Source organism: Ruegeria sp. CL5 (genome assembly GCF_056536485.1).
Genome location: NZ_JBQFPS010000006.1, coordinates 76,742 through 103,074, shown reverse-complemented (window position 1 = coordinate 103,074; position 26,333 = coordinate 76,742). Strand labels below are relative to the sequence as shown.

Below are 26,333 nucleotides of genomic sequence, written 5' to 3'. Positions count from 1 at the left end.
TTTGCAAGGCTAACGCTTAGGAACCTGTCTTGCGGTACCAGTCCGCAATGTTCCACAGCTCGCTGTCCCAAACATTCAGGACAACACCACCCAGAGTGTTTGCGTGCGCCGACAGACGACCGCGGTGAACCAGCGGGATCATACCGCCGTTTTCGACCATGATGTCATTCAACTGACGCGCGATCTGCGCGCGCTCATCCGCACCAGCGGTTTCGGCCAGCTGTGCGTGCAGCTTGTCATAGTCCGCGTTGCAGAAACGGCTGATGTTTTCACCCTGCCACTGGCTTTCCGGCTTGGGTGCCTTATCGCACAGGCCGTTGCCCAGATAGGACTGCGGATCGGTGCCATTGAAGGTGTTCGCATACATCTCAACGTCCGCGTAGAACTTCTGGAAGGTATCGGGCGAGCCCGGATCACCGCCGAAGAAGACAGATGCGTTGATATTGCGCAGCTCGGTTTCGATGCCGATCTGGCTCCACCACTCTTTGATCAGCGCCTGGAAGTCCTGACGGACGGCGTTGGTCGAGGTCTGATAGACCACTTTCAGTGGCACGCCGTCTTTTTCACGAACGCCGTCGCCATCGGAGTCGACGATGCCCGCATCATCCAGCAGCTTTTTCGCGCCTTCTATGTCCTGCGTGTCGCAGCTGAAGGTGTCGGAATTCACCGCCGCAGGTGCGGGAACCCAGTTACAGGTGACCTTACCGGCCTGACCGTATCCGATTTCAACCAGCAGTGGCCGGTCGATGGCCAGCGACATTGCCTTATATACGGCCGGATCCTGCAGGAACGGATGCGGATGCGTTGCAGTTGAACGCTCGCCTTCCGGCAGATCTGGCGATGGGTTGGTCTGGTTCAGCATGATGCGTTCAACCAGCGGACCAAAGCCTGCTACCGGAGTACCTTTGCCGCCTTCCTGCATTTGCGCGATGACTTCAGGTGCCAGCTGCAGGTTCCAGGCATAGTCAAACTCGCCGGTTTCCATCACCGCACGGCCAGCTGCAGTCGCGTCGCCGCCGCCTTTGAAGGTCACGGTTGCAAAGGCTGGTTTCGCCGGGTCGCGATAGTTGTCGTTAGCCTTGAAGGTGATCACGTCATTGGGCTTGAATTCGGTGACAACAAATGGGCCGGTGCCGATTGGGTTAAAGTTCTGCTCGGTGCATTCGGGCGCTTTGGCCCCCATGCAATCCGCGAACTGGGCCGCCTGGATGATCGGGCTTTCGCCACCCACGAACGGGCCATAGGGGAACGGAGTCGGCGCATCGAATGTGACTTTGACAGTCAGATCGTCGACAGCCTCGACATTGGTGACGCCTTCAAATTTGGTCACCTGCGCACAGCCGCCTTCTGGGTCCATGCAATAATTTGCGGTAAACACAACGTCAGCTGAGGTGAACGGTGTGCCGTCTGACCAAGTGATTCCCGGCGCGATTTTCCATGTGATTGAGGTCAGGTCTTCGCTGACACCGCCATTTGCAACCGTTGGGATCTCGGATGCCAGAAACGGAACCATCTCACCGTCTTGATTGTACCGGGCCAGGGGCTCAATAACCAACGAAGCTGATTCCACATCCTTGGTGCCACCCGATAGGAACGGATTCAGGATTGACGGTGCTTGCCAGTAAATGATGCTGACATTGCCGTCCGATCCACGCTCGGCCATGGCCATCGGGGCCATTGCCGTGCTTGCAATCGCACCAAGCAAAAGGGTTTTGATTTTCATCATACACTCCATGTTGGACACATACGTGTCTCGATTATCTCCGCGATGCCCGCGGATTTGGCGTTGCCGTCAAAGGGGGTAAGAACATGGAATTAAACGAAAACGGTAGTTTCGCCCACGAGTTTTCCGTCCTCTCCCCAAAACGGTTACGCGGCGTATCGAAACAGAGTTTTGGAAAATTGCAAGCCTTGCCGTGCGAATTTTGACCAATCGGTTTGACTTTTCACATCCCTCGGCCTTAGCGTTTGGCACTCAATCCGAAAAGCCGCCAAGGGGAGAGCGCGCGTGCTGGATCAGCCAATTGCCCAGATCAAAAAACTACGGGTCGAATTCCAAACAAAAGATGGCCCGGTGGTCGGGGTCGAGGATGTCTCGTTCGAGGTCAATCCGGGCGAAACCGTCTGTATCGTAGGCGAATCGGGGTCGGGCAAGTCGGTCTCATCCTTGTCATTGATGCGCCTGGTCGAGTTTGGCGGAGGCGAAATTGCGGGCGGGCAATTGCTGTTCGACCGCCGCGATGGCGAAGAGATGAATTTGGCCGGTGCCGATCAGGATCTGATGAAACAGATTCGCGGAAACGAGATCGGAATGATCTTTCAGGAGCCGATGACGGCCTTGAACCCGGTGTTCACCGTTGGACGGCAATTGACTGAAGGATTGCGAATCCACAAGGACATGAACAAAGCGCAGGCTGAGGACCGCGCGCTGGAGCTGCTGCGGCAGGTGAGAATCCCCGAACCCGAGCGGCGCCTGAAACAATATCCGCATGAACTGTCCGGCGGTATGCGCCAACGCGTGGTAATCGCCATGGCCATGGCATGTGAGCCGCGCCTTCTGATCGCGGACGAGCCCACAACAGCACTGGACGTGACCATTCAGGCCGAGATTTTGGCGCTGATGGACCGCCTCAAGCGCGAAACCGGCACAGCGGTGATGTTCATCACGCACGATATGGCTGTGGTTGCACAGATGGCGGATCGTGTTGTGGTCATGTTCCGCGGCAACAAGGTCGAGGAAGGCACGGTCAAAGAAATCTTCGAGAACCCGCAGCACGACTACACCAAGGCACTGTTGGCGGCGGTTCCGAAACTGGGTGAGATGCAAGGCAAAGCCGCACCTGAGCCAATGAAACTGCTGGGTGAGGAAGGCCAGACCATCGCGCCGATCCCGGGCACCAACGAGGTTCTGCTGACGGTCAAGAACCTGACCACGCGCTTTGCGGTGAAAGGCGGATTGCTGCGCCGGACCATCTCGAACGTGCATGCGGTCGAAGATGTCTCGTTCACGCTGAACCGAGGGCAGACCCTCAGCCTCGTGGGCGAATCTGGGTGCGGCAAGTCGTCGGCAGGGCGCTCGATCCTGCGGCTGGTCGAACCGATGGCGGGCGAGGTCGATCTAGACGGTGTCGACATCATGAAGCTGGATCAGGCTGGTCTGCGCAAGGCGCGGCTGGACATGCAGATGATCTTTCAGGATCCGTTCGCCTCGCTCAATCCGCAGATGCAGTTGGTCGATCAGGTGGCCGAGCCGATGCGCAACTATGGCGTTGCGTCAGGATCCGAATTGCAGGACCGCGTGGCGCAACTTTTCGATAAAGTGCAGCTACCGCGCAGCTTCATGCGACGCTTCCCGCATGAGATGTCCGGTGGTCAGCGGCAACGGATCGCGATCGCCCGCGCACTGGCGCTGAACCCCAAATTGATCATCGCGGATGAGGCTGTATCGGCACTGGACGTCTCGGTTCAGGCACAGGTGCTGAATCTGATGATGGAGCTGCAATCCGAACTTAGCCTTAGCTATCTGTTCATCAGTCACGATATGGCAGTGGTCGAGCGAGTCAGTCACCATGTCGGTGTGATGTATCTGGGGCGTATTGTCGAACTGGGTCCGCGTGCCCGCGTATTCGAAAACCCGCAGCATGCATATACGCAAGCCTTGATGAAAGCGGTTCCGATTGCGGACCCGAACAAGCGCAAGTCTGAAAAAGATCTGAACTTCAAGCCTATTCCGTCCCCGATTCATCCAATCGGTTACGAGCCGGAGCCATCGGAGTACAATGAGGTCGAGCCCGGTCACTTCGTGTTGACGACTGACAGCGGATATTAATTCCCATGGCCGAACGCCTGACGCCGCTTGAAATCATGACCCGGCTGATTTCGTTCCCAACGGTCAGCCGCGACACAAACCTTCCGCTGGTGGATTGGGTCGAGGGGTATCTGCAAAGCCATGGAATCGACTCCCATCGCTGGCCGGATCCGGACCAGCCGCACAAGGCGGCAATTTTCGCGCATGTCGGCCCTTGGGAAGAGGGTGCTATCGTGCTGTCGGGGCACACGGATGTTGTGCCGGTCGATGGCCAACCCTGGGATACAGATCCTTTTGTCGTAACCGAGAAAGACGGTAAGTATTACGGGCGTGGCACCTGCGATATGAAGGGCTTTGACGCACTGGCGATTTGGGCTCTGGTTGAGGCGCACTACGCTGATGTGAAACGCCCCCTGCAACTGGCGCTGAGCGTTGATGAAGAGGTGGGATGCACAGGTGCGCCGCCGATGATTCAGGCTATGCAGAAGGTCTTACCCAAGGGCTCAGCAGTGATCGTGGGTGAGCCGTCAACGATGCAGGCCGTTACCGGACACAAAGGCGGGTTCGGCTACGACACACATGTGGTGGGGTTCGAAGTTCACAGCTCGATCATGCATACCGGTGTTAATGCGATTATGGCGGCCGCACCGCTGATCGATTGGGCCAATCAGCGCAACGCTGAAAATATGGCGGCGGAACCATCAGACATTGCCGCCGTATTCGACCCGCCATGGACGACATGTCATGTCGGCATGATCGAGGGTGGCACAGCGCATAACATTACCGCCAAGGATTGCCGGTTCATGATGGATTTCCGGGTTGTACCCGGCGAACAAGCTGCACAATGGCGCGACGCCTATCTTGATCAGGTTCGGCAGGCCGAGGTGCGGATTCAGGCCGTTCATCCCGAAGCACGCATAGACGTGTCCGATCATTTCGCTGTGCCTGCATTGGTGCCTGAAACCGAAGGTGAGGCTGAGATACTTGTACGCTCTCTAACTGGCGACAATGCGACTCATGTCGTCAGCTACGGCACAGAAGCGGGACAATTCCAAGAGGCCGGGTACTCGGCGGTAATTTGCGGCCCCGGCGATATAGCGCAAGCGCATCAACCAAATGAATTCATAGAAGTTTCTCAGTTCATTGCGGGTCACAAGTTCATGGAGCGTCTGGTCCAGCGTCTCTGCAAATAACACCTGAAGGGAGATCTAAGATGCCCGTCAAGAACCGGCTTGCCGAAATGCATGGTGAAATCACCAAGTGGCGCCGCCATCTGCATATGCACCCTGAGTTGCTGTACGATGTCGAAGAAACGGCGGGTTTTGTCGTTGATCGTCTACGCGAGATCGGAGTCGATGACATCACGCCCGGCATCGGCAAAACTGGTGTTGTCGCGGTGATCAAAGGGCGCGAAGATACGAAGGGTCGGGTTATCGGACTGCGTGCCGATATGGATGCTCTGCCGATCGAAGAGGCGACCGGACTTGATTATGCCTCGACCGTTTCGGGCAAGATGCATGCATGCGGCCATGACGGGCATACCTCGATGCTGCTGGGGGCGGCGCAATATCTCGCTGAGACGCGGAATTTCGATGGCACCGTGGTTCTGATCTTTCAACCTGCCGAGGAAGGCGGGGCAGGTGGTCTGGCGATGTGCCAGGACGGGCTGATGGACCGTTGGGGCATCCAAGAAGTCTATGGGATGCACAATATGCCCGGGATGCCGGTTGGGGAATTCGCCATCCGCCCAGGCGCATTGCTGGCCTCATCAGACGAGTTCGAAATTGTGGTGACTGGCAAAGGCGGCCATGCTGCTGCCCCGCATGATGCGGTGGATACGACGCTGGTTGCATCGCATATTGTCGTTGCACTGCAATCGGTTGTGTCGCGTACCGTCGATCCCATCAAACGTGTCGTGCTGACCGTCGGAACATTTGAAACCGACAGCGCTGCTTCGAATGTGATCGCCCATACAGTACGTCTGCAAGGCACGGTTCGTACGCTTGATCCCGAATATCGCAAGATCGCGGAAGAGCGCGTGCGACGGATCGCTGAAGATACGGCCTCGGCCTTTGGGGCAACCGCGAAAATGACATGGACACCAGGGTATCCGGTGACCGTGAACTCCGAGGCTGAAACGGTTTTTGCTGCTGAAGCCGCAGAGGCGGTCTCAGGTAAGGTCAACGACAGTACCGATCCGATCATGCCATCAGAAGATTTCTCTTACATGCTTGAAGAACGGCCCGGAGCCTACATCTTTATCGGGAATGGGGACACGGCCATGTGCCATCACCCAGAATACAATTTTGACGACGACGCCATACCCGCCGGCTGCAGTTGGTTTGCAGAACTGGTGGAACGACGAATGCCCGTCGCCTGATTTGGGAGGATCAGATGCCAATCAAGAACCGACTTGCCGAAATGCACGAAGAAATCACCGGTTGGCGGCGGGATATCCATCAACATCCCGAGATCCTCTATGACACCCACCGTACCAGCGCCTTGGTGGCCGAAAAGCTGAAAGAGTTCGGTTGCGATGAGGTCGTGAGCGGCATTGGCCGGACCGGTGTTGTTGGCGTGATCAAAGGTAAAACCGACACGCAGGGCCGCGTGATCGGGCTGCGCGCCGATATGGACGCGCTGCCAATGCAAGAACAGACTGGTCTCGACTATGCGTCGAAGACTGATGGCGCCATGCATGCCTGTGGGCATGATGGCCATACCGCGATGGTTCTGGGGGCGGCGAAATACTTGTCCGAGACGCGCAATTTCGATGGCACAGCCATCGTGATTTTCCAACCCGCCGAAGAGGGCGGAAACGGGGCCGAGGCGATGTGCAAGGATGGTCTGATGGACCGTTTCGGCATTCAGGAAGTCTATGCCATGCACAATGTACCCGGTGTGCCGACGGGTCAGTTCGCCATCCGGTCCGGACCACTGCTGGCGGCTGCGGATGAGTTCGACATTCATCTGGAAGGCCGGGGCGGCCACGCGGCCAAACCGCATGAAACCATTGATACGACAGTGGTGCTGTCGCAACTGATCGTGGCCTTGCAAACCATCGTTTCGCGCAATGCGGACCCGATTTTGCAGGCGGTTTTGTCGGTGACTTCGGTCGAGACGTCTTCGAAGGCGTTCAACGTGATCCCTCAATCGGCGCAGGTGCGCGGTACAGTGCGGACGCATTCGAACGAAATGCGCGACCTGATCGAGACGCGGCTGACCGAGGTGGCTCAGGGCATTGCCGAGACCTTCGGGGGCACAGTCAAAGTCACCTATACGCGCGGGGTTCCGGTGACGATCAACGCCGAGGAACAGACGGGTTATGCCGCCAAGGCCGCAATTTCGGTGGGCGGAAGTTGCGGCGAAGCACCGATGGTGATGGGGGGCGAGGATTTCTCGTTCATGCTGGAAGAGCGCCCCGGCGCCTTTATCGTGCTGGGCAATGGCGATACCGCCGGGCTGCACCACCCCGAATACAACTTCAACGATGAGATCATCCCGCTGGGATGTTCATGGTTCGCCGAAATGGTCGAGCGCCGGATGCCCGCCGCTTGAATTAGGAGAGAGAAAAGATGCCAGTTAAGAACCGCTTTGCTGAATTGCAGGCCGAAATCACCGAATGGCGACGTGATATTCATGAAAACCCAGAGATTCTGTTTGAAACTCACCGCACCAGCGCCCTGGTCGCGGACAAACTAAATGAGTTTGGCTGTGACGAGGTCGTCACTGGGATCGGGCGCACCGGTGTTGTTGGTGTGATTAAGGGCAAATCTGATTCCAACGGAAAGGTCATCGGCCTGCGTGCTGATATGGATGCGCTGCCGATTCTTGAGGCGACGGGGCTGGCTTATGCCTCAAAGACCGATGGCGCGATGCATGCCTGTGGTCATGATGGTCATACAGCAATGCTGCTTGGTGCAGCGAAATATCTGTCGGAGACGCGCAATTTCGACGGCACAGTCGTTGTGATTTTCCAACCTGCCGAAGAAGGTGGCGGCGGCGGTCGTGAGATGTGCGAAGACGGCATGATGGAGCGTTGGAATATCCAAGAGGTCTACGGCATGCACAACTGGCCTGGCCGTCCGGTGGGCAGTTTCGCCATCCGTCCGGGTTCGTTCTTTGCTGCGACTGATCAGTTTGACATTACCTTTGAGGGCCGCGGTGGCCATGCCGCGAAGCCACAGGAGACCATCGACACAACCGTCATGACCGCTCAGGCGGTTCTGGCGTTGCAGACGATTGCTTCGCGCAATGCGGACCCGATCGATCAGGTTGTGGTGTCAGTGACGTCGTTCGAGACGTCTTCGAAGGCGTTCAATGTTATTCCACAAACGGTGCAGATCAAAGGTACCGTGCGTACCATGAGCAATGAGATGCGTGATTTGGCGGAAAAGCGGATCAATGAGATTTGCAATGGTGTCGCGGCAACGTTCGGTGGAACGGTAGATGTGACCTATATTCGCGGGTATCCGGTCATGGTGAACAGCGACGAACAGACGGATTTTGCTGCCGAGGTGGCGAAGTCGGTCTCGGGAAGCTGTGATGAGGCCCCTCTGGTTATGGGTGGTGAGGATTTCGCGTTTATGCTCGAAGAACGTCCGGGCGCTTATATCCTGGTGGGCAATGGCGACACGGCGATGGTTCACCACCCGGAGTACAATTTCAACGACGAAGCCATTCCTGCAGGATGCAGCTGGTGGGCAGAGATTGTTGAACAACGGATGCCTGCGGCTTGAAGACGAGAGGCGAGGGGCCAGCCCCTCGCGCTCCCCGGGATATTTTTAGCCAGAAAAAGGGGGATCGGTGCCCAAGGTCAGTGGAGTGAAAGGTGGTTGCACAGTGTGTCGATCACCTCGTCCAACGCGGATTTTTGCGTGTTGACGCAAGCTTGGGCTGCGGTTTGCGCTGCGGCAAGAACATCCTTTTCCGACAGCCATAGGGCGACCGAATCTGAAAGGTCACTGGCAGAATTGACCAAGACCGCGCCGCCGGTTTCGATCAAGGGTGCAAATGTTTCGGCAAAATTGAAGAAGCCCGGACCTGTGATTACCGCGGCCCCAGCTTGCGCAGGTTCGAAAGGGTTGTGGCCTCCGATCTCCTTCAGCGAGCCACCCAGGAAGACGATCGGGCAAAGTGCGTACCAGGTTCCGGTTTCGCCTAATGTATCTGCGACATAAACCTGAGTGTGTGACCTGATCGGCTGATCCGTGCTGCGTTGAGCAGTCGACAGGCCGGCATCGCCTGCGAGTTTAATGACATCATCCCTGCGTTCAGGGTGGCGCGGGATCAGCAGCAGCAGAAGATCAGGCCAACGCTGCAACAACAACCTATGAGCCGCCAGAACGATTTCTTCCTCACCTGAATGCGTCGAACTGGCGATCCACATTGGGCGTCCGGCGATCTGTGACTTGATCGCGTCTAGTGTTTGCTGGTGGACGGGCAGCGGATCAGACATGGCTTTGAGGTTTGTGCCGGGTTGGACGCGATCAGCATCAGCGCCCATGGCAATCAGGTTGTCGGCTGTTTTGGTGTTTTGAGTTAGAAACAGCTTGAACTGATCCAGAATGAAGCGCGCGGTTTTGGGGCGATTTTTCCATCCGGTGGCTGATTTGTCTGACAGACGGGCATTGAGCAGTGCCAGTGGCGCGCCATTGTTGGTGGCTTCAACAATCAATCGTGGCCAGATTTCGCTTTCAACGAAGATGCCTGCACTGGGCTGCCAATGGTACAGAAACCGGCGCACCGGAGCCGCGCTGTCCAGCGGTGGGTATTGATGGCGGGTGCGCGCAGGGAGGCGTTTCCCGATCAGTTCGGCGGAAGTCGGGGTACCTGAGGTGATCAGAAATTCGGCTTCCGGCAAGCGATTTCCCAATCGATTGATCAGGCTTAGAACCGAAAGGCTTTCACCTACACTGGCGGCGTGGAACCAGATCAGTTGCCCTTGAGGGCGAGGCAGACTGGCATGGCCCAGCCGTTCCTGCTGGCGAGTATTGGAGACGCCTGCAGCCTGCAGTTTTCCACGGACTTTACGCCAGACCAGCGGTTCGGCGGTCGTCATCAGGCCGCAGTACAATTTGTACAGCAGAGTAGGCTGTGGGTTTTCGGGCATTTCAGCCGCCTGTATGGCTCATATGACGGCTCATTTGGCCGTCGATAGACTGCCTCGAGTAATCGAAGTCATGGCCCTTGGGCTTGAGGTTGATAGCAGCCCGGATCGCCTTTTCAAGCGGTTGCTCCGTATCGGGATGGTCGCGCAGAGGACCTCGCAGATCCGCCATGTCTTCTTGACCCAGGCACATATACAGCTCGCCCGTGCAGGTCAGGCGCACGCGATTGCAGCTTTCGCAGAAATTATGCGAAAGGGGTGTGATGAACCCTATTTTCTGACCCGTTTCCTCTAGTCTCACATAGCGCGCCGGACCGCCGGTGCGTTCAGCCAGATCGGTGACGGCATAGTGGTTTTCGTATTCCTTGCGGACGTCTTTGAGCGACCAATATTGATCTAGGCGGTCCTCGTTGCCGATATCGCCCATGGGCATGACCTCGATCCAGGTCAGGTCCATGTCGCGCTCGGCACACCAGTCAGTGATCTTGGGCAGTTCCGGTTCGTTGAAACCTTTAAGCGCAACAGCGTTGATCTTGACACGCAGCCCGGCCTTTTGCGCCGCGTCGATGCCGTTCAGTACCTGTTTGAGGCGGCCCCAGCGGGTGACCTTAGCGAATTTGTCCTCGTCCAGAGTATCCAGCGATACATTCACACGTCGCACACCCGCCGCATAAAGTTCTTCGGCGAAACGATGCAGCTGTGAACCATTGGTTGTCAGTGTCAGCTCTTTCAGGGCACCGCTATCCAGATGCCGTGTCATGCTGTTGAAGAAAGACATGATGTTCCGGCGCACCAGAGGCTCTCCTCCGGTGATGCGCAGCTTTTCGACGCCCAGGTTCACGAACGTGGAACACATGCGGTCCAGTTCTTCCAGCGTCAGAAGGTCCTTTTTGGGGAGGAACTTCATATCCTCGGACATGCAATAGACGCAGCGAAAATCACAGCGGTCCGTGACGGAGACGCGGAGATAGGTGATGGCGCGGGCAAATGGGTCGATTAGCGGAGCTGTCATGGCTCATAGGTAAAGCGGAGGCCCGGCCGCGGCAAGGGCGAACTGCGTTTTGGGCTGGAACAGTCAAGCTTAGAAGAATAGGGTTTTCAGTATGAAATATGTTTTGGTTTTGGTTTGTGTTTTTGTCGCTGGCTGCGATGCCGTTCGGTCCGCCACGGACCGAGTGTTTAGTGGGTCATCCACCGCACCTGTGACCGCGCCTGCCGCACCAGAGACCGTTGAGGAGGTGCCCGAACCTGTCGTCGCTACGGTCGGTTGGGCGGGTGCAAAAACGACAGTCGCAGGACTTGGCGATCCGAATACGCCGGGACGTTGGCTGCAAACGCCCCTGGTTAAGACCGAAATCAATGGTCGTATCGTTGTACCGCGTACAGGCGCACAGGCCTATGTTGCGCTTATCCCCGCGCCGGGGCCTGAAGGCGGTGGAAGCCGTTTGTCACTAGAGGCAATGCGCGCATTGCTTGTGCCGTTTGATGAGCTGGTAGAACTGGAAGTCTATTCCGACTGAGCGCGCAGGTATTTGCCCGCTTCTTTACGGGCAAAAGGTTTCATGTTTGCGCCGTGCGTTTCAAGAAATGCGACGACGCGCTGTGAATCGTGCTTTGACAATTCGCGCAGCCACCATGCGATGGCTTTCTGGATAAACCATTCCCGGTTAGGGACATAGCTTGCAGCCCAACCAAGAATACGGTCGCGGCACTCCAACTCTTTCGGTTTGGGGTGGTTTTGTTTGGTCCAGGGCAAGGTGGCGACCAGCGCGGCACGCTTAGTCCACATATGATTTGATTTGGTCCACTGTTCGACTTGATCCAGCCGCGTCGGATCGGCTTTCAGGCGCTTTTGCATTGCCATGCTGGCATGGTCGGCCACTGCCCAGGCGTCGAATTCTGGCAGCCAGCTTTGCAACAGATCCCATACCGCGTCATCGGGGCGGATTCGGGCTTGGGTCAACAGCTTTGCCGCAGCGACCCGTGCTTCATGGATGTTGGTCTGCCACAAACTGTCGGCGACGGCGATGCGGTCAGTGATTTCGAGTTTACGCCGCCACTCCTTGGTCAGATCGTTGAGCACCGGATTCGGAACACCCAGATACGGACGGTCAACCTTGTGATAGGCCGCCACCTGTTCTGCCCGTTCAGGATCGGCATGGGCTTTGATCTGATCGAGATAGGCCTGCATGTGCCGTCACTCGACCGTGACGGACTTTGCCAAATTGCGCGGCTGATCCACATCTGTACCTTTAGCCACCGCCGTGTGGTAGGCCAGCAGTTGCGCGGGCACCGAATAGAGGATCGGGGCAAGGCTGGTGTGCACATGTGGCATACGGATCGTACTCCAAACCCCATCTTCAGCCTCTGCGATACCATCATCATCCGAGACAAGGATAACCTTGCCCTTACGCGCCATCACCTCCTGCATGTTCGAAACTGTCTTGTCGAAAACTGCGTCGCGCGGTGCCATGACAACAACCGGCATATGCTTGTCGATCAGGGCGATGGGGCCGTGTTTCAACTCGCCCGAAGCGTAACCTTCGGCGTGGATGTAGCTAATTTCTTTGAGCTTCAGCGCACCTTCCATGGCCAGAGGGTACATGAGGCCACGGCCCAGGAACAGCACGTCGCGCGCCTCGGACAGACGTTGGGCAGATTGGCGAATAGCGTCGTTCTGATCCAGCGCTGCATTCAGAACTGTCGGCAAGCCGCGAAGGGCGGCCGCGTGATCGGCGATCTCTTCATCGTTCAGCGTGCCTCGATCTGCAGCGGCTTTGAGGGCAAGCATCAGCAACACGCTAAGCTGACAGGTGAACGCCTTGGTCGAGGCAACACCGATCTCAACACCCGCATGGATTGGTAACGCCATATCGCTTTCGCGCGCAATCGAGCTTTCGGCGACATTGACGACCGAGACGATCTTGTCTGCCTTACCTTCGCAATAGCGCAGGGCAGCAAGCGTGTCGGCGGTTTCGCCTGACTGGCTGACAAACAGCGCAAGCGTCCGGTCCGAGATCGGAGGCTCGCGATAGCGGAACTCGCTGGCGATATCGACTTCAACTGGCATCTTGGCCAGTTGTTCGAACCAGTATTTCGCCGTCAGGCAGGCATAGAATGCAGTACCGCAGGCCACCATGGTCAGACGGTCCAGCTTGGTGAAATCCAGATCGTCACCGGGCAACACCACATGATCGCCTCCGGTCGGAAGATACGAGCGGATGGCTTCGGCCACCACAACAGGCTGCTCGGCAATTTCCTTGGCCATATAGTGCTTGTGGCCGCCTTTGTCGGCACGGGTCTGATCGATTTGAATTTGCCGGATTTCGCGGTTGGCAAGCTCACCGGTTTCGGTTCGAATCTCCAGCGAAGTGCGGGTCAGTACCGCCCGATCGCCTTCTTCAAGATAGGTGATGCGATCGGTTAGCGGGGCCAATGCGATAGCGTCCGAGCCGACAAACATCTCACCATCGCCATGACCTATCGCCAGAGGCGAGCCCTTACGCGCTGCTACGATCAGATCTTCTTGCCCGTCGAATAGGAAGGCGAGTGCGAATGCGCCTTTGAGCCGGTCGATCGTATTGAACGCAGCGTCAATCGGCGATTGTCCTTCGGACATGTACCGTTCTGTCATCAAGGCAACGGTCTCGGTGTCAGTGTCCGTGACGAAGTCAACACCATGTTCAGCCAACTCTGCCCGCAGTTCGCGATAGTTTTCGACGATACCATTGTGCACAACAGCGACAGGTCCCGCCTTGTGTGGGTGCGCGTTGTTTACTGATGGCGCCCCATGGGTCGCCCAGCGGGTATGACCGATGCCGGATTTGCCGGCCAATGGCTCATGCACCAAAAGGTCGCTCAGGTTCACCAGCTTGCCGACAGCCCGACGACGCCCAAGCGCGCCATCATTAACCGTAGCGATACCCGCACTGTCATAGCCACGATACTCAAGTCGCTTCAGTGCTTCGACCAGAATAGGGGCGGCTTCGTGGCTGCCCAGAACACCAACAATTCCACACATAATTCAGGCTCCTTTGTCGCGGCGAGCCTTCTTCGCCTTCAACATTTCAAACAATTTGCGCGCGTAGCCGGGCTTATTCTCTTGCTTGGCACGCGCCACGGCCAATGCGTCTGGCTCAACATCCTTGGTCACTACGGTCCCCGTGGCAGTCATCGCGCCGTCACCCAGAGTGACCGGGGCCACCAGCATCGTGTTCGATCCGATGAACACGTTTTCCCCGATGGTCGTTTTGTGCTTCATCACGCCGTCATAGTTGCAGGTGATGGTTCCAGCACCGATATTTGTCGCCGCCCCAACCGAAGCGTCGCCGATATAGCTGAGGTGATTAACCTTTGCGCCTTCTGCGATCTCGGCGTTCTTGATCTCGACAAAGTTGCCGATTTTCGCGTTTTCAGCCAGCTCTGCACCCGGGCGTAGGCGGGCATAGGGTCCGACCACGGAGCCTCGGCTGACATGGCAGCCTTCGAGATGTGAAAACGCCCGGATCGTTGCGCTGCTTTCCACGGTTACACCGGGGCCAAAAACCACATTTGGTTCAATGACAGTGTCGCGACCAATCACGGTATCTGCTGCCAAATACACAGTATCAGGTGCCATCAAATTGACCCCCAGATCAAGCAGTTCGGAGCGCGCCTGTTCTTGGAACACTGCATCCGCTGCCGCCAGATCAGCGCGGGAGTTCACACCCAATGTCTGCGCTTCATCGCAGGCCACGGCAGTTACGTTCAGACCCTTGTCGCGGGCTATCTCAACGACGTCGGTCAAATAATATTCACCCGACGCATTGTCGTTTCCAACCGCATCGATCAGTGAGAAAAGGGTTTCAGCGTCACACGCCAAAAGGCCTGAGTTACAGAAGGTTATGGCGCGTTGTTCGTCAGTGGCATCCTTGAATTCAACAATCCGCTCGAGCGATTCACCATCCATGACCAAGCGACCATAGCGGGCGGGATCTGCAGCTTCGAATCCAAGAATGACCAGATCGTTTTTTGTGCGCGCTTCAATCATTTGCTGGAGAGTGTCGGGCTGCAGAAACGGGGTATCGCCATAGAGGACGACCACATCCCCCTGAAAACCATCCAGCGCTGCACGCGCCTGCGCAACCGCATGGGCGGTGCCAAGCTGCTCTTCCTGCACCGCAATGCTGGCGTTTTCATCTTCGGCTTCAGCGACGCGTGCAACGGCTTCCGCGCCGTGGCCGGTAACAATCACGGTGTGCTCGGGAGACAGGACAGCACCGGCACGCATGGCATGAACCAGCATCGGCACCTGGGCAATCGGGTGAAGGACTTTGGGAATATCAGAGTTCATCCTTGTGCCTTTTCCGGCGGCAAGAATGACAAGGGCAGTGCTCATGAAATCATTTTCTCTTTTGTTTTGTTGTGGCCCGTTTTATCCGCTGTGGTCAAAGGCGCAAGCGGTTCGGCCATCAAAGAAGATTGCCGTTTGCAACACGACATGGCGGAATCCCGCCGGTTCAGGAGGTAAGAATGCGTACGGTAATCTTCGATTTGGATGGAACTTTGGCAGATACGTCCGGTGATTTGTTGGCTGCTGCAAACCACTGTTTTCGTGAGATGGGCCATGGAGATGTACTGATGCCCGAGCTTGATGCGGCGGTTTCGGTGCGCGGTGCACGCTTGATGTTGTCCCATGGATTGAAGCGGGTCGGCGCCTATGATGCGGATGTTGTCGAAGCCTATTATCCGGTCTTTCTGGAGGTCTATGGGCATGCGATCGATACGCATACCTATTTCTATCCCGGTGCGCTTGAAGCGGTCGAAGCACTGAAAGGTGCGGGTTATGGCGTGGGTATCTGCACCAACAAGCCCGAAGGTCTTGCTGATCTGCTGCTGTCCCGGATGGGCGCGCGCGATCGTTTCGCTTCGCTGGTAGGGGCCGATACGTTGCCGGTGCGCAAGCCTGATCCTGAGCCTTTGCGTGAAGCAGCGCGCCGCGCCGGGGGGCATCCCGATCATTGCGTGCTGATTGGCGACTCGGACACTGACAGGAACACGGCGCGGGCTGCAGGCGTACCTTCGGTTCTGGTGACTTTCGGCCCGTCAGGCGACGAAATGGCTGCGCTGGAACCCGAGGCGTTGCTGCATCATTTTGATGATTTACCGAAACTGGTCTCCGATTTGATCGGAGCGGCCGCGTGATCCCTTGACCTGCCACACACACAGCACCAAAACAGAACTATGAACGAGACATTCACGGGTAATTTCACCCAGCAAGAGCCCATCCCCGAAGACGCCATCGAGGCTGCCGTGGCCGTCCTGCGCCATGGTCGATTGCATCGCTACAACGTTGCCCCTGGTGAGTTGAGCGAAACTGCGCTGCTGGAACAGGAATTCGCCGCCCAGATGGGTGCGAAATACTGTCTGGCGGTCTCGTCGGGCGGTTACGCTTTGGCCACTGCGTTGCGTGCGGTGGGGGTCAAGCCGGGCGATCCGGTTCTGACCAACGCATTCACTCTGGCCCCGGTGCCGGGGGCGATTGCCTCGGTAAGCGCGAAGCCGGTCTTTGTTGGTGTGACCGAAGCCCTGACCATCGATCTGGATGATCTTGAGGCCAAGCTGGATCAGGCGAAGGTGCTGATGCTGAGCCACATGCGCGGGCATCTGTGTGATATGGACCGCCTGATGCAAATGTGTGATGCGGCGGGTGTGGTCGTGATCGAAGATTGTGCCCATACCATGGGTGCCGCGTGGCGCGGGCAGCTGTCTGGGCGGCAGGGGGCCATCGGATGTTACTCGTGCCAGACCTACAAACATGTCAATTCGGGCGAGGGCGGGTTGCTGATCACGGATGACCCGGAACTTGCGGCCAAGGCTACGATGTTGTCCGGGTCTTACATGCTTTATGAACGCCATCTGGCAGCGCCCGGGCCGGAGGTTTTCGAGCAGATCAAATACACCACCCCCAATGTCTCGGGCCGGATGGATAATCTGCGTGCGGCGATCCTGCGCCCGCAGTTGCGCGATCTGGACCGGCAGGTGCAGCGCTGGAACGAACGCTATGTTGAGATTGAGCGTGGCCTGCGTGAAACGCCGGGTTTGACGATGGTGGAGCGGCCTGATGATGAGACCTATGTCGGTTCGTCGATACAATTCCTGTTGCCGGACTGGACGCCCGAGCGCATTGCCGAGGTCATCCGACGCTGCGCTGCGCGCGGGGTTGAACTAAAGTGGTTCGGAGGGGCCGAGCCGTCGGGCTTTACCTCACGCTATGACAGTTGGCGCTATGCCGACAGCACCCCGATGCCGGTCAGTGATCGGATATTGGCGGGGATCATGGACATGCGCGTTCCGCTAACCTTCTCGCTAGAGGATTGTAGCCAAATCGCGCGCATTATCCGGGCTGAGGTCAGCGCGGTCTATCAGTCGTAATCCAGCGGAGTGCGCTTTCAGCGCACGCTCGATTTATTTGAATACGCCGTCCCTTGCCGGGCGGCGTTTTGCGTTGGCCTGCGCGTCGTCGTTGACCGAAGGGAGAATCGCTGCTATTTGATTATTGAACACTTGTTCATTAATGCAATCGGAGGAGCCCTGCATGTTTATGGCCACAATGCAATTCGATCTGGGCGAGGACGTGAACGCCCTGCGTGAGATGGTCCACCGTTGGGCGCAGGAACGGGTCAAGCCGATGGCGGCCGAGATTGATGCCTCGAACGCCTTTCCGAATGAACTGTGGAAAGAGATGGGCGACCTTGGCCTGCTGGGCGTCACAGTGCCAGAAGAGTATGGTGGGGCGGGAATGTCGTATCTGGCGCATACCATTGCAGTGGAAGAGGTGGCGCGCGCCTCGGCCTCAGTCTCGTTGTCATATGGGGCACATTCGAATCTGTGCGTGAACCAGATCAAGCTGAATGGGACGGATGAGCAGAAACAGAAGTACCTGCCGCGCCTGATTTCGGGCGATCATGTGGGCGCGCTTGCAATGTCCGAACCCTCGGCCGGATCGGATGTGGTCTCGATGAAGTTGCGCGCGGAAAAGCGGAATGATTACTACCGCCTGAATGGCAACAAATATTGGATCACCAATGGGCCGGACGCCGATACTCTGGTCGTTTATGCCAAGACAGACCCCGAGGCCGGATCAAAGGGGATCACGGCCTTCTTGATCGAGAAAGAGATGAAGGGATTCTCGACGTCTCCTCATTTCGACAAGCTGGGGATGCGTGGTTCGAACACGGCTGAACTGATTTTTGAAGATGTCGAAGTGCCGTTTGAGAATGTTCTGGGTGAAGAGGGCAGGGGCGTTGCCGTCCTGATGTCCGGTTTAGATTACGAGCGTGTCGTACTCGCTGGGATTGGGACAGGTATCATGGCGGCCTGTCTGGATGAGGTCATGCCCTATCTGGCCGAGCGCAAACAGTTCGGCAAGCCGATTGGCTCGTTCCAACTGATGCAGGGCAAGATCGCAGATATGTACACTGCGATGAATTCGGCGCGGGCTTATGTCTATGAAGTCGCTAAGGCCTGTGATCGGGGAGATGTGACCCGACAGGATGCGGCAGCGTGCTGCCTATATGCCTCGGAACAGGCGATGGTGCAGGCGCATCAAGCGGTGCAAGCGCTGGGCGGGGCCGGGTTCCTTTCAGATGCGCCGGTCAGTCGGATCTTCCGCGATGCAAAGCTGATGGAGATCGGCGCGGGCACCAGCGAAATCCGTCGGATGCTGATCGGCCGTGAGATGATGAACGAAATGCTGTGAGGGAAGGCCCCGCAGTTTTACGAACTCCGGGGCTTTGTTGATTGGATCAGAACGTATGGACGTAGGACACGCCAATAAGGAAGGGATCGATTTCGGCTTTGCCGATGTCGTTGCCGTCCAAAGTGACGTCCGAGTCGATGTCGAACCAACGCACGTTCAGACGCACAGCGCCTTTGTCGGTGACCATGTAGTCCAGACCGGCCTGCAGCGAGACGCCGAAGGAATTGTCCAGATCCAAATCGCCCAGGGGCGAGTCCTCTTCGAAGAAGATGGTGTAGTTCAGACCCGCGCCGACATAGGGTTTCCATGCGCTATTGGTCGGGAAATGATAGTTCAGCGAAAGGGTGGGCGGCAGGTGTTTGACGCTTCCGGCATCAACGCTGCCGCCAAGAGTGACGTCATGTTTGTAGGGGGTCGAGGCCAGCAGTTCGATCCCGAGGTTGTCCTGAACGAAGTACTCGACGGTGAAGATGGGGCGCGTGTCCGAGTCAACGTCGGCGTCAAACCCAGCGAGCGAGCCGTTGTCGGATTTGGGATCCAGATAACCGACACCTACACCAACAGTCCAATCTCCCTGAGATTGGGCGAACACCGGAGCAGCCAGCGCGACAAGCGCGGTGGAAAGGGTCAAAGCGGCGAGTTTCTTAGTCATATTCATGCCTTTGGTTGCGTCTATATGGACCTTGTGGATGGCCCGATGCCGCCAAACTCTGATCTGCATCAATTTCGCATTGAAATTGCGCCGATGAAGCATGGATCAACTGTCAGTAAAATAAGGGCGAATCTGAGTGTCTCCTGCTAGGGTCATACCGGGTCTGCGCAGTGATCAAAGCTGGGCCATACCGGATCGATTGAATATGGCGCGACAGTGCCTTTCTCAGCCGACAGAACAGGTTGCGATACTGGACCTGACGGCCTCTGATCCGCGTGAAGTTACATTCGGCGATTTGAGTGAGATGGTAGATGGTATTGCGCGTGCTCTGATCGACGACGTCCGACCCGGCGACCGAGTGGGCGTGTTGCTGAGCCAGTCGCCCTGGTGTGCGGCGGCACATTTGGCGATCTGGAAAATCGGCGCGATTTCGGTACCCCTGTTCAAGTTGTTCAAACACGATGCGCTATCATCGCGTGTCGGTGACGCGGGCATAAAATTTGTTCTGACAGATCCCGAAGGGGCCGCGCTTGTTGGTGATCTGGCCAAACCAGTTCTTGCCGATCAGATCGGGCAAGAGGGACCACCTGTCCCGTTTGCTGACACCAGACCCGAGGACCCTGCAGTATTGATCTACACCTCAGGCACCACCGGTAGCCCAAAGGGGGCACTGCACGGGCACCGGGTGCTGACAGGTCACTTGCCGGGGGTATCGATCAGCCACAATCATCTGCGTCAGGGGGATTGTCTGTGGACACCGGCAGACTGGGCTTGGATCGGCGGTCTGTTCGATGTGCTGATGCCCGGTCTAGCGCTGGGTGTACCGGTCGTTGCGGCGAGGTTGGATAAGTTCACTCCCGAGGCCTGCACTGATCTCGTCATGCGTGGCGGGGTACGGAATGTGTTCTTCCCGCCGACCGCCCTTCGTATGTTGAAAGCTGCGGACCAGACGATCCCCGGTTTGCGCTCGGTCGCGTCCGGAGGGGAGCCTCTGGGGGCCGAGATGTTGGCCTGGGGTAAACAGGCGTTTGGCCTGACGATCAACGAATTTTACGGCCAGACCGAATGCAATATGGTCGTATCCTCCTGTGCCGAGGATTTCCCAGTGCACCCCGGCTGTATCGGCAAGCCGGTGCCGGGGCATGAAGTTGCGGTGATTGATGGCGACGGCCGACCGACCAATGAAGAGGGCGACGTCGCTATCCGGCGCGGCTCGGCCTCGATGATGCTGGAATACTGGAACCGGCCCGATGCGACCGCTGAGAAGTTTCGTGGTGATTGGCTGATCACCGGAGACCGCGGCGTGTGGGAGGGAGACTATCTTCGCTTTGTCGGCCGCGATGATGACGTGATCACGTCGGCCGGATACCGCATCGGACCCGCTGAGATCGAGGATTGCCTGCTGACCCATCCGGCGGTGGCAACGGTGGGCGTGGTCGGTAAGCCAGATCCGCTGCGGACCGAGATCGTTAAGGCCTATGTGGTGTTGAAACCGGGCGCTGAGGCTGCGGAGCGGGAGTTGCAGGATTGGGTCAAGGACCGTCTGGCTCAGTACTCCTATCCGCGCGAGGTGGCGTTTCTGGACGAGTTGCCGATGACGGTGACGGGGAAGGTGATCCGGAAGGAACTGAAGGCGCGGGCTGCAGGGGAGGCAATTACATGATGCGAATTGCAGTTGCTGCGATGCTGGTTCCATCGCTTGTTTCCGCTCAGGGCGCTTGGGTAGACCAGTCGTACATTCAACAGTGTTTTTCCCAGTCGCAGCAGGGCGATAGCTTGTCCTCATGTCTCGGCGCAGCTGCCAATACCTGCCAAACGATACCGGGAAATGAAACAACCATTGGCGTCACCGACTGTATTCAAGCCGAAACCCAAGTTTGGGATTCATTTCTGAACGAACAGTATAAACTGCGTAGAGCGGAACTGGCTGAACAAAGTCCCGAACTTTCGGATCAGTTGCGAGATGCTCAGCGCGCATGGATCGGGTTTCGGGACGCTGAATGCGCTCTGGCCTACTGCATATGGTCTGGTGGAACGATACGCTCGATTGTAGCCGCAAATTGCTTGCTGACCGAAACTGCTGAACGCGCTGTGGAATTGCGCGACTTGGGGAAGATGGAATGAAACTAAAATCCAAAGCCATACCAACCTCCGAGGGGTTCAAGGCGAACCGAGCTGCACATCTGGATGCGCTGGCACATATCTCTGAGGCCGCCGAAGCCGCCCGCATGGGTGGCGGTGAGAAATCCCGCGCGCGGCATGAATCACGGGGCAAGATGCTGCCCAGACGTCGGGTAGCGAATCTGCTTGATCCGGGCTCTCCGTTTCTGGAAATCGGGGCGACGGCGGCGCATGGAATGTATGGTGATTCAGCGCCCTGTGCCGGGGTGATCGCCGGGATTGGCAGGGTGCAGGGACGCGAGGTCATGGTGGTGTGCAACGATGCCACCGTGAAGGGCGGCACATATTATCCAATGACCGTCAAGAAACATCTTCGGGCGCAGGAGATCGCCGAGGGAAACCATCTGCCCTGCATCTATCTGGTCGATAGTGGCGGTGCGAACCTGCCCAATCAGGATGAGGTTTTCCCTGACCGAGATCACTTTGGCCGCATCTTCTATAATCAGGCGCGGATGAGCGCGAAAGGGATCCCTCAGATCGCGGTCGTGATGGGGTCTTGCACGGCGGGCGGAGCCTATGTGCCGGCGATGTCTGATGTGACAATCATCGTGAAAGAGCAGGGGACAATCTTTCTGGCCGGGCCACCTCTGGTCAAGGCGGCGACGGGAGAGGTCGTCAGCGCCGAGGATCTGGGCGGCGGTGATGTACACACGCGCCTGTCGGGTGTGGCGGATTATCTGGCCGAGGATGATGCGCATGCGTTGGCTCTGGCCCGGCGCGCCGTCGGGTCGTTGGGCGGTGCCGGGCTGAAGCCCGGCCTACAGTTTGAGGCACCCGAAGAGCCAGCTTACGACCCAGAAGAGATTCTGGGCGTTGTTCCGGCTGATCTACGTACGCCCTATGATATCCGCGAGGTGATTGCGCGTCTGGTCGATGGCTCTCGGTTTGATGAGTTCAAGCCGCGTTTTGGCGAGACGCTGGTGACCGGTTTCGCCCATGTCAAAGGCTGCCCGGTTGGGATCATCGCCAACAATGGCGTGTTGTTTTCCGAGGCCGCGCAGAAGGGTGCGCATTTTGTCGAGCTGTGTTCTCAGCGCAAAACACCGCTGGTATTCCTGCAGAACATCACCGGCTTCATGGTTGGCCGCAAATACGAAAACGAAGGCATCGCGCGGCATGGGGCCAAGATGGTTACGGCGGTGGCGACGACGAGCGTTCCCAAGATCACCATGCTGGTCGGCGGTTCTTTCGGAGCTGGAAACTACGGCATGGCAGGTCGCGCCTATCAGCCTCGGTTCCTGTGGACCTGGCCGAATTCGCGCATCTCGGTGATGGGGGGCGAGCAAGCTGCGGGCGTTCTTGCCACCGTCAAGCGCGATGGGATCGAACGGCAGGGTGGCACGTGGTCGGCCGAGGAAGAGGCTGAATTCAAACGCCCGACGCTGGAAATGTTCGAGGAGCAATCCCACCCGCTCTACGCATCGGCGCGGCTGTGGGATGACGGCATCATCGATCCGCGCAAAAGCCGCGATGTGCTGGCGCTGTCACTGAGCGCCGCGCTGAATGCCCCGATTGAGGAGACACGTTTCGGCGTGTTCAGGATGTAAGATGAGCGTTTCATTGAATGACGTCATGGCCCGCTATCCGGGTGCCCAGACTTTCAAGTTTGGTGACAACGCATCGCTGAGTGCTGAGCTGCTGGCGTTGGTGCGATCAGGCCGAAAAACTGCAACTTGTGGTGCGTTGCGTGACTATCCCGATGGCAGTGCTGATACCCCTGTTGTTGGGCGGCAGGATATTGCGCTGGAATGGGATGATCGCCCGGCCTTGGTGATCGAAACGGTCGAGGTATCGATCTGCCGTTATTGCGATGTGACCGAAGACTTCGCGTTGGCCGAGGGTGAGAATGAAACGCTTGAGGGCTGGCGCGAGGATCATCGCCGGTATTTTGAACGAAATGGCGGGTTTGACCCTGAGATGGGATTGCTGTGCGAACGGTTCCGCCTTGTCGAAGATCTAGCGGCTGAGGGGTAAGCTATGTTCAACAAAATCCTGATTGCCAACCGAGGCGAGATCGCTTGCCGTGTGATGGAAACCGCTCAGAAGATGGGCGTATCCTGCGTGGCTGTTTATTCGGATGCCGATGCCTCGGCCAAGCATGTGCAGATGGCCGATGAGGCTGTTCATATCGGCGGCGCGGCCCCGGCTGATAGCTATCTGAAAGGTGATGTGATCATTCAGGCGGCGCTGGATACTGGCGCGCAAGCGATCCATCCGGGCTATGGCTTTCTGTCCGAGAATCCAGACTTCGTGGATGCGGTTGAGTCAGTAGGCCTGACCTTCATCGGGCCATCGGCGGACGCAATCCGAAAGATGGGCCTTAAGGACGCGGCCAAGGTGTTGATGGAGAATGCAGGCGTTCCGGTTGTGCCCGGTTATCATGGCGACAATCAAGACCCCGAACACCTGGCAGGCGCGGCGGATACCATTGGTTATCCTGTTCTGATCAAGGCCGTTGCAGGTGGTGGCGGCAAGGGAATGCGGTTGGTTGAGAAGCCCGAGGAATTCTCGGCTGCTTTGGACAGCGCGCGCGGTGAGGCCAAGACGGCCTTTGGTAATGACGCGGTACTGGTTGAGAAATTCGTCGCCAAACCACGTCATATCGAGGTGCAGGTCTTCGGCGATGGCACCCAAGCGGTGCATCTGTTTGAACGCGATTGTTCGTTGCAGCGGCGGCACCAGAAGGTGATCGAAGAAGCTCCGGCCCCCGGCATGACCGCTGAAATGCGCGAAGCGATGGGGCAGGCGGGGGTACGTGCGGCAGAGGCGATTGGATACAAGGGCGCAGGAACGGTTGAATTCATCGTCGATGCCTCGGACGGGCTGCGGCCTGATCGGTTCTGGTTCATGGAGATGAACACGCGCCTGCAAGTCGAACATCCGGTGACCGAGGCAATTACGGGTGTCGATCTGGTCGAATGGCAGTTACGGGTAGCTGCGGGCGAAAGCCTGCCGAAACAGCAGGGTGATTTGTCGATCAGCGGGCATTCCTTTGAGGCGCGGCTTTATGCCGAAGATGTGCCCAAGGGCTTTCTGCCCGCGACGGGTACGCTGACTCATCTACAGTTCCCGCAAGAGTGTCGCGCCGATAGTGGCGTACGGGCCGGGGATACGATCAGCCCTTGGTACGATCCCATGATCGCCAAGGTCGTGGTGCATGGCCCGACGCGTGCGGTTGCTTTGGAAAGCCTGCACCGCGTCCTGCGCCAGACCGAGGTCGCCGGGACTGTCACAAACCTCGCCTTCCTTGGTGCTCTGACGCGGCACAGCGGGTTTGCGTCGGGCGACGTGGATACCGGGCTGATCGGACGGGATCTTGATGATCTGGTGCAGGAAGCTGGTACAAGCAACGCATCAGCCGTGGCTGCAGCGATGACGGCGTTGGGTCTTGCCGAGACGGCCTCAGAAACGGGCTTTACGCTATGGGCGCCGTTACATCGCGCTGTGCAATTGCTGCGCGATGGAGAGGTTGTTGATCTGGATGTCCAGGTCGAAGGTACAGATCGGCAGATTTGGGAGATCGAAGGCGCGCAGCTAATCGCGCAGCGCCGTGGCGCTGGCTGGACCATCAATGGGACACCCATGCCCAATGTTGTCATGGCTGGGTCCCAGGTCACTGTATTCGACGACTATGGGCAGGCGTTTGAGGTTGTTGACCCTCTGGACCGCGACGCAAGCGCGGCGGGTGACACCAATGTGATCGAGGCGCCGATGCCAGGTCTGGTCAAGGCCGTCTTTGCCTCAGCGGGGCTGGAGGTGAAGGAAGGCGACCGGCTGGCCATTCTGGAAGCGATGAAGATGGAGCATTCTCTGCTGGCCGCCCGCGATGGCGTGGTCGCAGAAGTGCTGGCCGAAGCGGGCGCACAGGTCGAGGCTGGGGCAGCGCTGGTTCGGTTGGCCGAGGATTGATCTGTTCGGCCCGAGGATTGCGTGGCACAGTCGGGCCATCCGTAATTGAAACGATAAGAAACCGGGAAGGGATGCGCTGATGAAAGAACGGGTCGAGATTTTCGAGGTCGGTCCGCGGGATGGCCTGCAGAACGAACAGCGCGAGATCCCGGTGGCCGAGAAAGTCGCCTTGGTCGATTGCCTCAGCCGTGGCGGGTTCAACCGGATTGAGGTTGCAAGCTTTGTCTCACCCAAATGGGTGCCGCAGATGGCGGGTAGCGGCGAGGTTCTGGCCGGAATAACGCGGACCGAAGGCGTACGCTATGCAGCGCTGACGCCGAATATGCGCGGGTATGAAGATGCCTTGGCGGCCAAGGCGGATGAGGTCGCGGTGTTTGCGTCCGCGTCCGAGGGGTTCTCGAAAGCGAATATCAACGCCACCATCGCCGAATCCATCGAACGGTTCGTGCCGATCCTTGAGGCCGCGCGGCATATCGATTTGCCCGTGCGTGGTTATGTGTCCTGCGTGACTGATTGCCCCTATGACGGCCCGACCCCGCCCGAAAAGGTGGCCGAGGTGGCGGACGCTTTGTTCGCGCATGGCTGCTACGAGATTTCGCTGGGCGATACGATTGGGCAGGGGACCCCGGACAAGATCGCGCATATGCTGTTGGCCGTGCGCGAACGGGTCCCGGTCACTCGGCTTGCTGGGCATTTCCATGACACCAACGGGCGGGCGATCGACAATATCGATGCTTCTTTGGCGCTGGGTGTACGGGTGTTTGATGCCGCCGTCGGCGGGCTTGGGGGTTGCCCCTATGCGCCAGGTGCAGCGGGTAATGTGGCAACCGAAGCGGTGGCCGCGCATCTGGAACGGTTGGGATATGAAACCGGGTTGGACGCGTTTGTGCTGGAAGAAGCTGCAGACATGGCGCGGGCTATGCGAGCGGAATAG

At 57.9% G+C, this 26,333-nt stretch carries 22 protein-coding genes; 15 read left to right on the top strand and 7 right to left on the bottom strand.

What is annotated here, in order from left to right; translation table 11 throughout:
• Positions 1 to 16: 16 nt before the first annotated feature.
• On the bottom strand, positions 17 to 1,723 hold the full coding sequence (locus ACR0IU_RS11990; protein ID WP_010442802.1) for a peptide ABC transporter substrate-binding protein: 1,707 nt from the start codon (positions 1,721 to 1,723) through the stop codon (positions 17 to 19).
• A gap of 285 nt (positions 1,724 to 2,008) precedes the next feature.
• Between ACR0IU_RS11990 and ACR0IU_RS11985 the strand changes: the two genes are divergently transcribed.
• The 5 genes from ACR0IU_RS11985 to ACR0IU_RS11965 are packed head-to-tail and all read left to right on the top strand — an operon-like array spanning position 2,009 to position 8,547.
• Positions 2,009 to 3,829 carry an ABC transporter ATP-binding protein gene (locus tag ACR0IU_RS11985; protein WP_170476593.1) on the top strand — a complete coding sequence of 607 codons (1,821 nt, stop codon included), beginning with the start codon at positions 2,009 to 2,011 and terminating at the stop codon, positions 3,827 to 3,829.
• Positions 3,830 to 3,834: 5 nt separating this feature from the next.
• Entirely contained in the window at positions 3,835 to 5,001 is a 1,167-nt protein-coding gene (gene argE, locus ACR0IU_RS11980) for an acetylornithine deacetylase (protein ID WP_480716430.1), read from the top strand.
• Between the two features lie 20 nt (positions 5,002 to 5,021).
• On the top strand, positions 5,022 to 6,188 hold the full coding sequence (locus ACR0IU_RS11975; protein ID WP_480716429.1) for a M20 aminoacylase family protein: 1,167 nt from the start codon (positions 5,022 to 5,024) through the stop codon (positions 6,186 to 6,188).
• Positions 6,189 to 6,202: 14 nt separating this feature from the next.
• On the top strand, positions 6,203 to 7,366 hold the full coding sequence (locus ACR0IU_RS11970; protein ID WP_480716428.1) for a M20 aminoacylase family protein: 1,164 nt from the start codon (positions 6,203 to 6,205) through the stop codon (positions 7,364 to 7,366).
• 17 nt (positions 7,367 to 7,383) lie between these two features.
• On the top strand, positions 7,384 to 8,547 hold the full coding sequence (locus tag ACR0IU_RS11965) for a M20 aminoacylase family protein (protein ID WP_480716427.1): 1,164 nt from the start codon (positions 7,384 to 7,386) through the stop codon (positions 8,545 to 8,547).
• A gap of 77 nt (positions 8,548 to 8,624) precedes the next feature.
• On the opposite strand, the gene ACR0IU_RS11960 is transcribed toward ACR0IU_RS11965, so the two are convergent.
• Together ACR0IU_RS11960 and moaA are read right to left on the bottom strand one after the other, a co-directional pair.
• Positions 8,625 to 9,920, bottom strand: a complete 1,296-nt coding sequence (locus tag ACR0IU_RS11960) for a 3-deoxy-D-manno-octulosonic acid transferase (protein WP_480716426.1) — start codon at positions 9,918 to 9,920, stop codon at positions 8,625 to 8,627.
• Between the two features lies 1 nt (position 9,921).
• On the bottom strand, positions 9,922 to 10,929 hold the full coding sequence (gene moaA, locus ACR0IU_RS11955) for a GTP 3',8-cyclase MoaA (RefSeq protein WP_480716425.1): 1,008 nt from the start codon (positions 10,927 to 10,929) through the stop codon (positions 9,922 to 9,924).
• Positions 10,930 to 11,020: 91 nt separating this feature from the next.
• Between moaA and ACR0IU_RS11950 the strand changes: the two genes are divergently transcribed.
• Positions 11,021 to 11,437 (top strand): hypothetical protein, encoded by a 417-nt coding sequence (locus ACR0IU_RS11950; protein WP_480716424.1) that lies wholly within the window; start codon positions 11,021 to 11,023, stop codon positions 11,435 to 11,437.
• Here the strand turns inward: ACR0IU_RS11950 and ACR0IU_RS11945 are convergent.
• Genes ACR0IU_RS11945 through glmU form a run of 3 tightly spaced genes read right to left on the bottom strand, consistent with a single transcriptional unit; the run spans position 11,425 to position 15,294 of the window.
• The gene (locus ACR0IU_RS11945; protein WP_480716423.1) at positions 11,425 to 12,108 is read right to left on the bottom strand and encodes a DNA alkylation repair protein; all 684 of its coding nucleotides are present in this window, start codon (positions 12,106 to 12,108) and stop codon (positions 11,425 to 11,427) included. The genes ACR0IU_RS11950 and ACR0IU_RS11945 overlap by 13 nt on opposite strands.
• Positions 12,109 to 12,114: 6 nt before the next feature.
• On the bottom strand, positions 12,115 to 13,938 hold the full coding sequence (gene glmS / locus ACR0IU_RS11940) for a glutamine--fructose-6-phosphate transaminase (isomerizing) (RefSeq protein ID WP_480716422.1): 1,824 nt from the start codon (positions 13,936 to 13,938) through the stop codon (positions 12,115 to 12,117).
• Between the two features lie 3 nt (positions 13,939 to 13,941).
• Entirely contained in the window at positions 13,942 to 15,294 is a 1,353-nt protein-coding gene (gene glmU / locus ACR0IU_RS11935; protein WP_480716421.1) for a bifunctional UDP-N-acetylglucosamine diphosphorylase/glucosamine-1-phosphate N-acetyltransferase GlmU, read from the bottom strand.
• Positions 15,295 to 15,428: 134 nt separating this feature from the next.
• Here glmU and ACR0IU_RS11930 point away from each other — a divergent pair, with 134 nt between their 5' ends.
• The 3 genes from ACR0IU_RS11930 (at position 15,429) to ACR0IU_RS11920 (ending at position 18,657) form a co-directional block, all read left to right on the top strand.
• On the top strand, positions 15,429 to 16,100 hold the full coding sequence (locus ACR0IU_RS11930; RefSeq protein WP_480716420.1) for an HAD-IA family hydrolase: 672 nt from the start codon (positions 15,429 to 15,431) through the stop codon (positions 16,098 to 16,100).
• 39 nt (positions 16,101 to 16,139) lie between these two features.
• Complete coding sequence (locus ACR0IU_RS11925) at positions 16,140 to 17,330, top strand: DegT/DnrJ/EryC1/StrS family aminotransferase (protein ID WP_480716419.1); 1,191 nt, start codon at positions 16,140 to 16,142, stop codon at positions 17,328 to 17,330.
• A gap of 163 nt (positions 17,331 to 17,493) precedes the next feature.
• Entirely contained in the window at positions 17,494 to 18,657 is a 1,164-nt protein-coding gene (locus ACR0IU_RS11920) for an isovaleryl-CoA dehydrogenase (protein WP_480716418.1), read from the top strand.
• Positions 18,658 to 18,703: 46 nt separating this feature from the next.
• Here the strand turns inward: ACR0IU_RS11920 and ACR0IU_RS11915 are convergent, their stop codons facing one another.
• The gene (locus ACR0IU_RS11915) at positions 18,704 to 19,309 is read right to left on the bottom strand and encodes an OmpW/AlkL family protein (protein WP_480609002.1); all 606 of its coding nucleotides are present in this window, start codon (positions 19,307 to 19,309) and stop codon (positions 18,704 to 18,706) included.
• Positions 19,310 to 19,445: 136 nt separating this feature from the next.
• Between ACR0IU_RS11915 and ACR0IU_RS11910 the strand changes: the two genes are divergently transcribed.
• The 6 genes from ACR0IU_RS11910 (at position 19,446) to ACR0IU_RS11885 (ending at position 26,333) form a co-directional block, all read left to right on the top strand.
• The gene (locus tag ACR0IU_RS11910; RefSeq protein WP_480716417.1) at positions 19,446 to 20,972 is read left to right on the top strand and encodes an AMP-binding protein; all 1,527 of its coding nucleotides are present in this window, start codon (positions 19,446 to 19,448) and stop codon (positions 20,970 to 20,972) included.
• Positions 20,969 to 21,433, top strand: coding sequence for a lysozyme inhibitor LprI family protein (locus tag ACR0IU_RS11905; protein WP_480716416.1), 465 nt, complete (start codon positions 20,969 to 20,971; stop codon positions 21,431 to 21,433). The genes ACR0IU_RS11910 and ACR0IU_RS11905 overlap by 4 nt, the downstream gene beginning before the upstream one ends.
• Complete coding sequence (locus ACR0IU_RS11900) at positions 21,430 to 23,037, top strand: carboxyl transferase domain-containing protein (RefSeq protein WP_480716415.1); 1,608 nt, start codon at positions 21,430 to 21,432, stop codon at positions 23,035 to 23,037. Before ACR0IU_RS11905 ends, ACR0IU_RS11900 begins: the two co-directional genes overlap by 4 nt.
• Position 23,038: 1 nt before the next feature.
• Positions 23,039 to 23,464 (top strand): ASCH domain-containing protein, encoded by a 426-nt coding sequence (locus ACR0IU_RS11895; RefSeq protein WP_480655823.1) that lies wholly within the window; start codon positions 23,039 to 23,041, stop codon positions 23,462 to 23,464.
• Between the two features lie 3 nt (positions 23,465 to 23,467).
• A complete protein-coding gene (locus ACR0IU_RS11890) occupies positions 23,468 to 25,399 on the top strand; it encodes an acetyl/propionyl/methylcrotonyl-CoA carboxylase subunit alpha (protein WP_480716414.1) in 1,932 nt (643 codons plus the stop codon).
• Positions 25,400 to 25,478: 79 nt separating this feature from the next.
• Positions 25,479 to 26,333 carry a hydroxymethylglutaryl-CoA lyase gene (locus ACR0IU_RS11885; protein ID WP_480716413.1) on the top strand — a complete coding sequence of 285 codons (855 nt, stop codon included), beginning with the start codon at positions 25,479 to 25,481 and terminating at the stop codon, positions 26,331 to 26,333.

Coding starts and splice junctions, on each gene's coding strand:
- ACR0IU_RS11990 (WP_010442802.1), bottom strand. CDS start 1,723: ATGAAAATCAAAACCCTTTTGCTTGGTGCGATTGCAAGCACGGCAATG.
- argE (WP_480716430.1), top strand. CDS start 3,835: ATGGCCGAACGCCTGACGCCGCTTGAAATCATGACCCGGCTGATTTCG.
- ACR0IU_RS11975 (WP_480716429.1), top strand. CDS start 5,022: ATGCCCGTCAAGAACCGGCTTGCCGAAATGCATGGTGAAATCACCAAG.
- ACR0IU_RS11970 (WP_480716428.1), top strand. CDS start 6,203: ATGCCAATCAAGAACCGACTTGCCGAAATGCACGAAGAAATCACCGGT.
- ACR0IU_RS11965 (WP_480716427.1), top strand. CDS start 7,384: ATGCCAGTTAAGAACCGCTTTGCTGAATTGCAGGCCGAAATCACCGAA.
- ACR0IU_RS11960 (WP_480716426.1), bottom strand. CDS start 9,920: ATGCCCGAAAACCCACAGCCTACTCTGCTGTACAAATTGTACTGCGGC.
- moaA (WP_480716425.1), bottom strand. CDS start 10,929: ATGACAGCTCCGCTAATCGACCCATTTGCCCGCGCCATCACCTATCTC.
- ACR0IU_RS11950 (WP_480716424.1), top strand. CDS start 11,021: ATGAAATATGTTTTGGTTTTGGTTTGTGTTTTTGTCGCTGGCTGCGAT.
- ACR0IU_RS11945 (WP_480716423.1), bottom strand. CDS start 12,108: ATGCAGGCCTATCTCGATCAGATCAAAGCCCATGCCGATCCTGAACGG.
- glmS (WP_480716422.1), bottom strand. CDS start 13,938: ATGTGTGGAATTGTTGGTGTTCTGGGCAGCCACGAAGCCGCCCCTATT.
- glmU (WP_480716421.1), bottom strand. CDS start 15,294: ATGAGCACTGCCCTTGTCATTCTTGCCGCCGGAAAAGGCACAAGGATG.
- ACR0IU_RS11930 (WP_480716420.1), top strand. CDS start 15,429: ATGCGTACGGTAATCTTCGATTTGGATGGAACTTTGGCAGATACGTCC.
- ACR0IU_RS11925 (WP_480716419.1), top strand. CDS start 16,140: ATGAACGAGACATTCACGGGTAATTTCACCCAGCAAGAGCCCATCCCC.
- ACR0IU_RS11920 (WP_480716418.1), top strand. CDS start 17,494: ATGTTTATGGCCACAATGCAATTCGATCTGGGCGAGGACGTGAACGCC.
- ACR0IU_RS11915 (WP_480609002.1), bottom strand. CDS start 19,309: ATGACTAAGAAACTCGCCGCTTTGACCCTTTCCACCGCGCTTGTCGCG.
- ACR0IU_RS11905 (WP_480716416.1), top strand. CDS start 20,969: ATGATGCGAATTGCAGTTGCTGCGATGCTGGTTCCATCGCTTGTTTCC.
- ACR0IU_RS11900 (WP_480716415.1), top strand. CDS start 21,430: ATGAAACTAAAATCCAAAGCCATACCAACCTCCGAGGGGTTCAAGGCG.
- ACR0IU_RS11895 (WP_480655823.1), top strand. CDS start 23,039: ATGAGCGTTTCATTGAATGACGTCATGGCCCGCTATCCGGGTGCCCAG.
- ACR0IU_RS11890 (WP_480716414.1), top strand. CDS start 23,468: ATGTTCAACAAAATCCTGATTGCCAACCGAGGCGAGATCGCTTGCCGT.
- ACR0IU_RS11885 (WP_480716413.1), top strand. CDS start 25,479: ATGAAAGAACGGGTCGAGATTTTCGAGGTCGGTCCGCGGGATGGCCTG.